The sequence below is a fragment of the Clostridia bacterium genome, assembly GCA_017394805.1.
Taxonomy (GTDB): Bacteria; Bacillota; Clostridia; order Christensenellales; family CAG-1252; genus RUG14300.
In genome coordinates, this window is sequence record JAFPXC010000012.1 from 70,716 (window position 1) to 81,523 (window position 10,808).

Below are 10,808 nucleotides of genomic sequence, written 5' to 3' on the forward strand. Positions count from 1 at the left end.
CAAAAAAGCGCGAAAGGGCTACTTCTCGCGCATTTTTGCATCATTTTTGCGATAATCGGCTCGTGCGGACGCGCGTAGACGCGTCGAAAATACGCCCTATACGCCCTACGCTTCCATAAGCGCGGTGCGCAGATCGGCGTAGAGGGCGGCGCGGTCGCTATCCGAAACCGCGCGGTCGAAGGTGACGGAAGCGGGCGTACCCGATAGAACGAGCACGCGGGAAGACAGCGCGACGGCTTCCTCGGGGTCGTGCGTGACCAATACCGTAGTGACCGACCGCTCGCGCCAAAGGGAAAGAAACACGTCGTAAAGGCGGGTGCGCAAGGAAAGATCCAGCCCCTTGAAGGGTTCGTCCATCAAGAGCAAGTCGGAGGGATAGGCGAACGCGCGCGCCATGGAAACGCGCTGGGCCATACCGCCCGACAAAGACGAGGGATGGGCCTCAAATTCGTCCGCAAGGTCGACCGCCGTAAGCCAACGCACGGCCTCGGCGCGGTCGATACCGGGAATGACCGTGAGATTGCGCAACACAGAAAGGGAGGGAATGAGGCGCGGCTCCTGAAACATACAGGACACCTTGCGGCCGGGGACGCCGCCCGACGTGGGGGCAACGAGCCCCGACAATAGTTTGATAAGCGTGCTCTTGCCTACGCCCGAGGGGCCGAGAACGGCCGTGATGGCGCCCTCCGCCAAAGTGAGAGAAAAGTCCTCGAAAACGGGCTTGGCCGCATAGCCGAAGGAAACGCGTTCAAGTTGCATAGTGATACCTCCTCTTGACAAGCCGCTCGCACAGTTTGAGCAAGGCCTCGACCGCGACGGACAGCAGTACCGCCACCAAGAGCCAGGCGAACAAGAGCGCCGAGCCGTCCAAGAGGTCGGAAGCGGCGATGGTCATGTGCACGCCCACCGAGCCCAACGTGTGCGCCAATATCTCGGCCGATACGGTGGCCTTGATGTTGAGAGCGAACGCCGTGGAACACGCCGAAAAAATCATAGGCAAGGCGTGCGGCAGGTAGATATGGCGAATGCGCGCCCCTTTGGGCATACGATAGACGTCCGCCATCTCGAGAAGGGCGCGGGGCGCGGTGGCGACCGCGTCGGCAATGGTGGTGTAGATGATGGGGAATACCATCAAAAAACCGATGCATACGGGAGTGTAGGCGGCGCGAAGCCATACCAAGACGATGAGCGTCAAGCCCATGGTGGGCGCGGCGCGGAAAAAGGCGACGATGGGCTTGAAAAAACTGCGCACCAAAGGGAAGACGCCGCCCAACACGCCGACGACCGCCCCCGCCGCAAAGGCGATGGCAAAGCCTATGAAACAGCGAAGGAGCGTCGCGCCCGTGTGAACGTAGAAGTCCTTAGTAGCCCACAACTTGCCGAACGCCACGATGACGGCGGAAAAGCGCGGCAGCATATACTCCTTGTGCACGCATACCGCCACAATCTCCCACGCGGCGAGGAACAAAGCAATCGCCGCGAGGGCCAAAAGCGTGCCCCCGTGGCGACGGAAAAAGTGCGCTATGCGCGTTTTGGATAGGGACGTACCCTCTTTATTTGGTGCCGTAGAAGATGGCGTCATAGTCGCGGTCGGCCAAAGAAGGCACCAAAACCGACACGAGGCGATTGACGTCGTCCTTGGCCTCGGCGGCGGACTTGTAACCCTGCGCGGTGCGCAGGTAGCATTGTTTGATGATGGCGCCTTTGAGGGAATTGTCCCCGCGGGACTCCATATAGGCACCCATCTCCTCGGCGTTGGCAGAGGAAGCGTTGAGGTAGTCGATGGAGGCTTTGAGGGCGGTCTCGAAGGCCGCGACGGTGGCGGCGTCCGCGGCAACCGATTTCTTGACGAAGACGGAGGCCTGCGGATAGGCAAGCGTGGTAAGCGACTGCCATACCTCGGAGACGCTGCCTAAGATGCGGTAGTTGGTGACGCCGTTCTTGGCAAGCAGCGCCTTGGTGCCAGTGACGGCCGGCTCACCCAGCACAGCGCAGTCGATGGTGCCCGAAATGAGGTCGTTTTGAATGACCTGGGCCGTCTGCGCCTCGGCCACGGTGGCGGTGACTTCGGCAAGCCCCAAGAGGTATTTGAGACTCTTGTCGGGGACTTGGTTGGAGCCGATGGAAGAAATGGAATGACCGCCGAACTGCGCGAGGAACGCGGTAGCGGACTCGCTGTCCTCCAAAGTCTTGTACGCGTCGTTGGTGGTGACCAAGTAGAGGTTGCCCCAACTGGTGACGCCCAAGAGATAATAGGCGTCCGTGTTGACGCTCTGCATCACGCCCGCATTGGTGGGGGCGATGATAAAGTCGGCGTCACCGTTGGTCATAGAGGCCGCGACGTTGGCGGCGGCGATGACCGAATAGGTCATCTCGTGACCGTTGACCTTCGCGGCGTCCTTCATCATCTTGGCAAGCGCCAGAGCGGGCGCGCCGTCGGGCGCCATCACGGTGTAGGTCGCGGGCGTGGCGGCGGGTTGGTTGGAATCGGAGCCCGATTGCTGTTGGGTCCCTTGTTGATCGGCGGACGTGTTTTGGCCCGCGTTCGAGGTCGACTTTTGCTCGCAGGCTGCGAACGAAACGCAAAGCGCCAAGACGAGCAATAGAGAAACAATGGCGATAAACTTTTTCATGGTATATTCTCCTTTGAGTTTTCTACGCATAGTATATCACGCATAACAAATATAATTTGTTGCATACGCAACATTTCTTCTTTTTTTTGAATAATTATATATATGGTTTATGCGTGGCGAGCGGCGGTTTTTTGCACTATTTTTCGACACAAGGGGTGAATCGTTTGACTTTTGCGGCGAAAAAGCCGTATGCTTGAAGTGAGGTATAGAATGGAAAAACACATCAGTTTCGGCAACGGATATAAGACGAATTGGCAAAGCAAAATCGACGCCATCAAGGGCGTGGGCTTTGACGGTATTTTCTTTATCTTCGAATGCGACAGGAATTTTTACGAAGCCAATACGTACGCGATGAAGGTGGGGCTGAAAATCGAAAGTATGCACCTGCCTTTCGGCAATACCAACGACATTTGGCGCGAGGGAGAGGACGGCGAGTATTTCACCGACAGGCTCATCGCGGGTATCCACTACGCGGGCAGTATGGGCATCAAAAACGTGGTGGGGCATATCTCCAACTCCCCCAACCCGCCCGCCTATAACGACCTCGGGCTGAAACGCTTCGAGAAGGTGGTGGACGTGGCGAGAAAGCGCGGCGTGAAATTCTGCATGGAGAACACGAGAAGAAACGACTACCTCGACTGGTTTTTCCAAAACTTCAAGGACGCGGACGAGGTGGGCTTCTGCTTCGATATGGGGCACACCAACGCCTTTACGCACGATACGACCGACCCGAGGTGGCTGCCCTACCTCGACAAACTGGCGTGCGTGCATATGCACGACAACGACGGGACCGCGGATCAACACCTCTTGCCCTTCGACGGCAATATCAACTGGCAATATTTGATGCCCACCGTGTTCAAAGAACGGCGCGATATTCCCTTGACCTTGGAATTCACGGATACGGCGAGGACATTCCATCCCTATTGGTCGGAAAAGAGATTCCTCTTGGAAGCGATGGATAGGTTGACGGTGCTGGAACATTTGATAGACAAATAGGCTTGATAGACAAAAAGGCTTGCAGGGAGCAAGCCTTTTTGTCTGGTGAAGTTTTCGCTTCGCGAAAGTGAAGTTTGCTATGCAAGTGAAGTTCAAGGCTCAGCCTTGAGTGAAGTTTGCGCGAAGCGCAAGTTGCGGTAGGGATAGATGCCTGAGCCGCGCGGTGAATTGGCGGCTATGCCGCCGTGAATTGCGGGCTGTGCCCGCGTGAATTGAAGACTAATGCCTTCGTGAATTGCACCTCTCGGTGCGTTGCGGTAGGGATAGAGTCTGTCGTCGAGGGGAAAACGAGGAACGAGACGGGGCGGAGAGATAAGTCGCTGGGAAAAGTGATTGATTTTTGGACACGGCGGGTGTAGAATAGAGGGAGAAATCCGTGCGGAAGGCGCGGCGAAGTTTTGCCTGTGGCAAAGTGAAGTTTGCTATGCAAGTGAAGTTCAAGGCTCAACCTTGAGTGAAGTTTGCGCGAAGCGCAAGTTGTGGTAGGTATAGAACCTGTCGGAAGATGGGGAAACGGAATAGTGCCTCTACTCAGGGGATCCCTCGATAAACTCGGGATGACGTCTGTGCCTTTACTTAGGTATCTTTCCACTTCGATGCGCTTCGGGCAGGATGGCCTATTGCCCTTAGTCGCAACGGCTCTATGCTCTTTAGGTGCGACATACTACGCTGTCGGCTACCGAGTACGTAAAAACCGCGAGCAAAAGTGTGCCCGCGGTTTTTGTCGATACTTGTGGTACTATTGCAAACGCGCCCACATACGGGAAACGTTCTCGTATACGGAAGGCTCGAAGTCCTTCATGACGCCGCAACGATTGAGCGTCTCGGCAGAGGGGAACATGGTTTCGATGAACATCTCTTTCCAACCCGCTTGGGTGCCCTCGAACATCTCCTCGTCCGTGGTGTAGTCCTCGTAGAGTTGGTCGTAAGCCGCTTTGACGGGGCTGACGGCGCCCGCGTATTCGCTATTTTTGATGGCGACCTCTTTGCGGCAAAGGAAGGCGAGAAACTCCTGCGCGGCCGATACGTTCTTGGCGTACTTGGAAATGACGAAGGCGTCGATATAGACGTTGCCGCCCTCTTTGGGGACGACGTACCACAGGTTGCGGTTGCCCTCCTGCTCTTTGCCGGCGGCATCCTCGTAGTCGTTCATCACATAACCCGCGTCGCACGACCACATCAACGCAACGGTGGGCGCGGTGGACTTGCCGGCGGCCATATCGAACTTGGCGTCGTCGACGTCCCACTCGCCGCCATCCTGCTTGACGGCGGTCAACACCTCTTCGGCGGCGGATACGGTGGCGGGAGAAGCATCCTCGAAGATGGCTTGGACGCGCGCCTTTTGCGCCTCGCCGCTAAGCCCCGTCAACTCCTCGCGGGCGTTGTACAAACACGCCGAAACGTAGGCGTCGCGAATGGAGTCCTTGACCGAACGCTTGCCTCTGAACTCGGTGCCGTAGAGGGCTTCCCAACTGTCGATGACGCGGCCCGTCTTGGTGATGTCGTACACCAAGCCCAACGTGCCGTACATATAGGGAACGGCGTATTTGAGCTCGGGATCGAACTCCTTGGTGGTGGCGACGTATTCGGGACGGAACAAGCCCTCGGCCTCTACGTTGATGACGGTCTTGTCAAGAGGAATGAGCAAATCCTTCTTGATGAGGTATTCGACCATATAGTCGGAGGGGCACACCAAGTCAAAATCGGCCTTGCGCTGCTCTACCTCGCGCTGAATGTCCTCGACCGCCTCGAACTCCTCGGGAACGACCTTGACGCGTTTGCCCGTCTTCTCTTGATAGTAGGACTCGAACTCCTCGAAAATGTCGTAGTCCATGTACTCACCGGGCAAATAGATGATGAGTTTTTCGTCGCGGGGCACGTTGTTGCACCCGACGAAGACGGCCGCCACGGAGGCGAGCAAGGCGATGCATAATGCGATACCAATCAATCTTTTCATCTTTTCTACGATAGCGCCGTGTGATTTTGACCGAGGTCAGCGACGCTACTCCTCATTTATATCCGCGCCTGAACGCGTATATACCTATTATTATTTGCGCGCTTGCTTCTTCAAGCGCTTGTCTTTGACCACGTTGACTACGATGAGCACGCCCAAGACCAACGCGAAAATGATGGTGGACAAAGCGCGGATGTCGGGGTTGAGCTTGTGGCGAATGCCCGCGTAGACGTAGGTGGAAATGGTGTCTACCGAGGCACCGTTGATATTGGTGACGACAAAGTCGTCAAGGGACAGGGTAAAGGCCAACGCGAAGGCCGAAACCATGGCGCCCGCAAGCTGGGGCAACAGCACGGTGAAAAGGCTGCGCACCGCGCCCGCGCCTAAGTCCATGCTGGCCTCCAAGAGGTTGGGGTTGAGCTGTTTCAAACGGGGGCTCACCGTGAGAATGACGTAGGGGGTGGTGATGACGGTGTGCGCCACGATAAGCCAGCCCAAGCCGAAGTTGACGGGCAATTTGACGGTGTCCTGCATGAACAGCATCAAAAGGAAGAAACCCATGGCCGTGACGATCTCGGCGTTGACGACCGTGATCTGGGAAGCGGTGTCCACGGCGGTCTGCCACTTCTTGCGCATATAGTGAATGCCGACCGAGGCGGTGGTGCCGAGGAAGGTGGCGATAAGCGCGGAAACTACGCCGATGACGATGGTGTTTTTGGTGGCGGTCAACAATTTCTCGTCGTGGAAAAGATTGGCGTACTGGGAGAACGTGAACTCGCCGAACGCGTCGCCCACCGCGCGGGCGCCGCTGAAACTGTAGACGATAATCATAAGAAGCGGCAGGTAAATGGCCGCTAAAACGAGAATGAGAATGCCCCAACGAGCGATGGTCCACAAGGTGCTCTTCTTCATGCGGCTTTACCTCCTTTGGGCGCTTTGGCCGTGCGGCGGGTGAGGACGTTGGTGACAATCATCACCACCAGCACGATGACCAACAGGACGAACGACAGCGCCGAGCCTACGCCGTAGGAGCGCTGTGAGAACAGGCTGGCGATTTTGGCGCCGATGACTGTGGTGTTCATATCGCCCATGGTCTTGGTGATGGCGTAGGAACTGAATACGGGCATGAACACCATGCTGACGCCCGATACCACGCCCGGTATGGACAAGGGCAAGGTGACCTTAAAGAAGGTGCGCACGCTACCCGCGCCTAAGTCGGTGGACGCTTCGACGTAACTCTTGTCCATATTGGCCAAAACCGTGTAGATGGGCAGGAGCATATAGGGGAAGAAATCGTACACGATGCCGATGGTGGCCGCCCAAAAGCCTTTGCCTACGCCCAGCATCTCCAACAGCGACTTCAACGCGAAGATACGCAAAACGAAGTTGATCCACATGGGAATGATGAACAATAGGGACAAGACGGCGATCTTGTTGAAGGGCTTGGACGCCAATATGTACGCCACAGGATAGGCCAAAAGGACGCATATCGCCGTGGACAGCGCCGCGATGCCCACCGTCTGGAGAAGCTGCATAACGTTTTCCTTCTCGGTGAAGACGGCGCGGAAGTTGGCGAACGTGAAACTGCCGTCCGAAGATCGGAACGCGTAGACCAACACCAACACCAACGGCACGATGACGAATACCAACGTGACCGCGAGATAGGGGAACGCGAACGCCGTGGGGCGGAAAACCTTGTTCTTAGTCCTCTTCATCGCTGCTATCCTCTTGGGGGACGTAGGCCTCGACCGTGACCTTGGCGGGATCTACTTTGATGCCGACGCGGTCGTTCATATCCCACTCGTCCGACGTGTCGACGAAGAACTCCTCGCCCTCGTCCGTGACGACCTCGACCTGATAGTAGGTGCCCTTGTACACGCTCTGCGAGACGTTGGCGCCGATGACGCCGTCCGACTCATCGTCGGTGAGCTCCACCGCGTTGAAGGGAACGTAGACGACGACCTCGTCGCCTTTCTCGAAGCCCTCGGTGGGAATCTCCCAATCACCCTCGGCAAAACACACGGTCTCCTCGTCGTAGACGGTGCCGATAAAGCGGTTGATGGTGATGGCTTTCTTCATAATGTGAATGCTGTCCGGCTCGATCGTGAGGGATACGTACCCCCCCTTTGCGAACTCTTTTTGCGTTTGGACGGTGAACTCGTACTCGCCTGCCTGCACCTCTAACTCGTAGTAGGTGCCCTTGAAAACGACGGACAAAATCTCGCCGTCGAAGTGGCCGAGCCCGTGCCCCTCGCGAATGCCGATATCCTCGGGACGAATGATGACGTCCACCCGCTCGTTCTTCTCGAAGCCCTTGTCCACGCAAGGAAGCGTCTTGCCGAGGAAGCGAATGGAAAAATCCTTCTCCATAACGCCCGTAAGAATGTTGCTCTCCCCGATGAAGTCGGCGACAAAGGCGTTTTGGGGCTCGTCGTAGATCTTTTTGGGTTGGGCGACCTGCTGAATGACGCCGTCCGACATGACGACGACCACGTCGGACATCGTGAGCGCCTCCTCTTGGTCGTGCGTGACGAAGATGAAGGTGATGCCCAACTCCTCGTGCATCTTTTTGAGTTCTATCTGCATCTCCTTGCGCATTTTGAGGTCCAACGCGCCCAAAGGCTCGTCCAACAAAAGCACCTTGGGCTCGCATACCAAGGCGCGGGCGATGGCGACGCGCTGCTGCTGTCCACCCGAAAGGGAGTTGACGTCGCGGTGGCCGTAGTCTTCCAAGCCTACCAATTTGAGCGCCTTGTTGACCTTGCCGGCGATCTCGTCCTTGGTGTACTTGCGCGTGGCCGGCACCGTCTCGGTGACTTTGACCTTTTGGGCGACGCCGTTCTCCACCACTTTCTTGGTGACGGTGCGCGTTTTGGGGGGCCGAGAGGGATCGGAAATGCGCTTGAGTTTGAGACCGAACGCGATGTTTTTGAACACGTTGAGGTGGGGGAACAAGGCGTACTTCTGGAACACCGTGTTGACGGGGCGCTTGTGCGGGGGAATGGCCGACATGGGCACGCCGCCGATGTAGATCTCGCCCGAAGTGGGCGTCTCGAAGCCGGCGATCATGCGGAGAAGCGTGGTCTTGCCGCAACCCGAAGGCCCGAGAAGAGTGACGAATTGACCGCGGCGAATGGACAAAGACAGGTCTTTGACCACGGCTTTGCCGTCGAACGACTTGGAAACGTTCTTCAGTTCGATGATTTTTTCAAACTCGTTGGTTTTGTCATTGGCAGCCATAGTGTTCTCCTTAGAAATTGCTGGGCGTAGCCACCCAAATGATCTTGCAATCCTTGGCACCCACGTTGACGATGCGGTGCGCCTTGTCGCCCGAAAGGTAGAACGCGTCCCCTTTCTTGGCCTTGTAGGTGTAGTCGCCTACCGTAATCATGATCTTGCCGTCCAAAACGTAGCCGAACTCCTCGCCCTCGAAGGGATAGCGAACGTCCGAGGAACCGTTGACGGGCAAGGTGAGAATGATGGGCTCCATCTGGTTCTTTTGACTGTTGGGAATGAGCCAGGTGATGGCGCCGTCGCCGTTGGTGGACTCGAAGAAGTCGGCCTTGTCGAAGACCACCTTCTCCTCTTTCTGCTCGGCGAAAAACTGCTGAAGGCTGACGCCAAGGACGTTGAGAATGTCGATGAGGGTGGCGATGGAGGGACTGCTGACGTCATTCTCCAACTGGGAAATGTAGCCCTTGGTCAACTCGCAACGAGAGGCCAGCTCCTCTTGTGTGAGCCCGCGCTGTAAGCGGTATTCGCGAATTTTGGGACCGATATCCATACGCACTCCTCGACGGCGGCTGCCGAGAAGGCAAGACGCGCCTGACTTTTCGCGGTGCGGTAGACGCACACGCGACGGGGTAAAACTCCCCTAACTTGTATAAGATAGATTATAGGGGGCAAGATTAGCATTGTCAATATTTTTTATTAAAAATACTAAACTCGCAAAATGTTTAGAATAGGTAAACTTTTTGTTATATATAAAAGTAATGGCGAAATGAGACTGCGCGCGCGTGAATGCACGCCGACGTGAGTGAAATCCAATGCGGTGCATTGGGAGAAATCCGTGCCGAAGCACGGGTAAAATCCGCTCTACCCGCGAGCGGGAGAAATCAGACATTCGTCGGGTTTTGGTCGTGATATATGCCTGTCGGCGGGAGAGAACCGAAAATGGTGGCTCTACTTCGGGGATATTTCGAGTTCGACGCTATGCGCCTACCCTCAATATGGTCTACTGCCCTTTTGGCGCAACGAGCGGAGGTGCGAGATACAGCGACAGATGCATAGCACGTCAGCCAAGGCGTGCGTTGAGGTATAAAGGAGAGAAAGGGGGGAATAATAAAAGGGAAAACAAAACAAAAAAAAGGAGAGGATTATGAGCGAACAGACAATCAACGGCAAACAAAACGTAGGCAGCGGAAATTGCAACGAGAACGTGAAAAGCAATCGTTGCAACGAGCAAACGAAAGGCGGGAATTGCGCGGACTGTAACACGGGCTATAAGGACCAATTCGGCAACAACGTGTCGGTAAAAGCCGAAAAAGTGCTGTTGCACGATATGGTGAAGACCGCCGTGATGGGCGTGCAAGCCATCGACGTAGTGGAAGAATATATCTATAATCAGGAGTTCAAACACTTCGTCGTGCATCAAAAAGACCAATACAAGCGATACAGCAGCAAAATCAACGACTATATGCGTGAACACGGCATAGAGGAAGACTTCTACGGCTCGGTGGAACAAGCCATCAATAAGGGTATGCTCAAAATGGGCGCGATGGGCACCAACTCGGACAGCCGCGTGGCCGAACAGTTGATAAAAGGGAGCAATATGGGGTTGGATACCCTCTCGAAGAATATCAATAATCCCAAAGGGATCTCGGTGGATTTGATGAATATTGCCAAAGACTTCGTGACCTTTATGGGGGACAGCCTGCAAGAATTGAGGAAATGGCTGTAAAGTGCGCCTAAGGCGCGCGAGCGCGCAAGGCGCGGTGAAGTTTTCGCTACGCGAAAGTGAAGTTGCTTCGCAGTGAAGTTCAAGGCATAGGCCTTGAGTGAAGTTCGCCTACGGCGAGTTGTGGTAGAGATAGATAGAAAAATTACAACATCGTTTCGGTGGATTTGATGAATATTGCCAAAGACTTCGTGACCTTTATGGGGGACAGCCTGCAAGAATTGAGGAAATGGCTGTAAAGTGCGCCTAAGGCGCGCGAGCGCGCAAG

The 10,808-nt window shown here is 55.7% G+C and carries 10 protein-coding genes; 2 read left to right on the top strand and 8 right to left on the bottom strand.

Annotation, left to right across the window (positions count from 1 at the left end):
* Nucleotides 1–105: 105 nt before the first annotated feature.
* From II896_03100 to II896_03110, 3 genes are read right to left on the bottom strand one after another with little or no spacing between them, the layout of a single operon-like run.
* A complete protein-coding gene (locus tag II896_03100; GenBank protein MBQ4443634.1) occupies nt 106–759 on the bottom strand; it encodes an ABC transporter ATP-binding protein in 654 nt (217 codons plus the stop codon).
* On the bottom strand, nt 749–1,582 hold the full coding sequence (locus II896_03105) for an ABC transporter permease subunit (protein MBQ4443635.1): 834 nt from the start codon (nt 1,580–1,582) through the stop codon (nt 749–751). Before II896_03105 ends, II896_03100 begins: the two co-directional genes overlap by 11 nt.
* Nucleotides 1,554–2,633, bottom strand: coding sequence for a hypothetical protein (locus II896_03110; protein ID MBQ4443636.1), 1,080 nt, complete (start codon nt 2,631–2,633; stop codon nt 1,554–1,556). The genes II896_03105 and II896_03110 overlap by 29 nt, the downstream gene beginning before the upstream one ends.
* 210 nt (nt 2,634–2,843) lie before the next feature.
* Here II896_03110 and II896_03115 point away from each other — a divergent pair, with 210 nt between their 5' ends.
* On the top strand, nt 2,844–3,629 hold the full coding sequence (locus II896_03115) for a sugar phosphate isomerase/epimerase (protein MBQ4443637.1): 786 nt from the start codon (nt 2,844–2,846) through the stop codon (nt 3,627–3,629).
* Nucleotides 3,630–4,368: 739 nt separating this feature from the next.
* Here II896_03115 and II896_03120 read toward each other — a convergent pair.
* The 5 genes from II896_03120 to II896_03140 form a co-directional block, all read right to left on the bottom strand.
* Nucleotides 4,369–5,586: an extracellular solute-binding protein gene (locus tag II896_03120; protein MBQ4443638.1), complete on the bottom strand. Its 1,218-nt coding sequence runs from the start codon at nt 5,584–5,586 to the stop codon at nt 4,369–4,371.
* Between the two features lie 90 nt (nt 5,587–5,676).
* Nucleotides 5,677–6,495: an ABC transporter permease gene (locus tag II896_03125; GenBank protein ID MBQ4443639.1), complete on the bottom strand. Its 819-nt coding sequence runs from the start codon at nt 6,493–6,495 to the stop codon at nt 5,677–5,679.
* Nucleotides 6,492–7,298 carry an ABC transporter permease gene (locus II896_03130; GenBank protein MBQ4443640.1) on the bottom strand — a complete coding sequence of 269 codons (807 nt, stop codon included), beginning with the start codon at nt 7,296–7,298 and terminating at the stop codon, nt 6,492–6,494. Before II896_03130 ends, II896_03125 begins: the two co-directional genes overlap by 4 nt.
* Nucleotides 7,285–8,823: an ABC transporter ATP-binding protein gene (locus II896_03135; GenBank protein MBQ4443641.1), complete on the bottom strand. Its 1,539-nt coding sequence runs from the start codon at nt 8,821–8,823 to the stop codon at nt 7,285–7,287. Before II896_03135 ends, II896_03130 begins: the two co-directional genes overlap by 14 nt.
* 10 nt (nt 8,824–8,833) lie before the next feature.
* Nucleotides 8,834–9,367: a helix-turn-helix domain-containing protein gene (locus II896_03140; GenBank protein ID MBQ4443642.1), complete on the bottom strand. Its 534-nt coding sequence runs from the start codon at nt 9,365–9,367 to the stop codon at nt 8,834–8,836.
* Between the two features lie 594 nt (nt 9,368–9,961).
* Between II896_03140 and II896_03145 the strand changes: the two genes are divergently transcribed.
* Nucleotides 9,962–10,543: a hypothetical protein gene (locus II896_03145; GenBank protein ID MBQ4443643.1), complete on the top strand. Its 582-nt coding sequence runs from the start codon at nt 9,962–9,964 to the stop codon at nt 10,541–10,543.
* Nucleotides 10,544–10,808: the final 265 nt, after the last annotated feature.

What these genes read in the sequence shown, in the direction of transcription:
- II896_03125 (MBQ4443639.1), bottom strand. Translation starts at nt 6,495, where the DNA reads ATGAAGAAGAGCACCTTGTGGACCATCGCTCGTTGGGGCATTCTCATT.
- II896_03115 (MBQ4443637.1), top strand. Translation starts at nt 2,844, where the DNA reads ATGGAAAAACACATCAGTTTCGGCAACGGATATAAGACGAATTGGCAA.
- II896_03145 (MBQ4443643.1), top strand. Translation starts at nt 9,962, where the DNA reads ATGAGCGAACAGACAATCAACGGCAAACAAAACGTAGGCAGCGGAAAT.
- II896_03120 (MBQ4443638.1), bottom strand. Translation starts at nt 5,586, where the DNA reads ATGAAAAGATTGATTGGTATCGCATTATGCATCGCCTTGCTCGCCTCC.
- II896_03130 (MBQ4443640.1), bottom strand. Translation starts at nt 7,298, where the DNA reads ATGAAGAGGACTAAGAACAAGGTTTTCCGCCCCACGGCGTTCGCGTTC.
- II896_03100 (MBQ4443634.1), bottom strand. Translation starts at nt 759, where the DNA reads ATGCAACTTGAACGCGTTTCCTTCGGCTATGCGGCCAAGCCCGTTTTC.
- II896_03135 (MBQ4443641.1), bottom strand. Translation starts at nt 8,823, where the DNA reads ATGGCTGCCAATGACAAAACCAACGAGTTTGAAAAAATCATCGAACTG.
- II896_03140 (MBQ4443642.1), bottom strand. Translation starts at nt 9,367, where the DNA reads ATGGATATCGGTCCCAAAATTCGCGAATACCGCTTACAGCGCGGGCTC.
- II896_03110 (MBQ4443636.1), bottom strand. Translation starts at nt 2,633, where the DNA reads ATGAAAAAGTTTATCGCCATTGTTTCTCTATTGCTCGTCTTGGCGCTT.
- II896_03105 (MBQ4443635.1), bottom strand. Translation starts at nt 1,582, where the DNA reads ATGACGCCATCTTCTACGGCACCAAATAAAGAGGGTACGTCCCTATCC.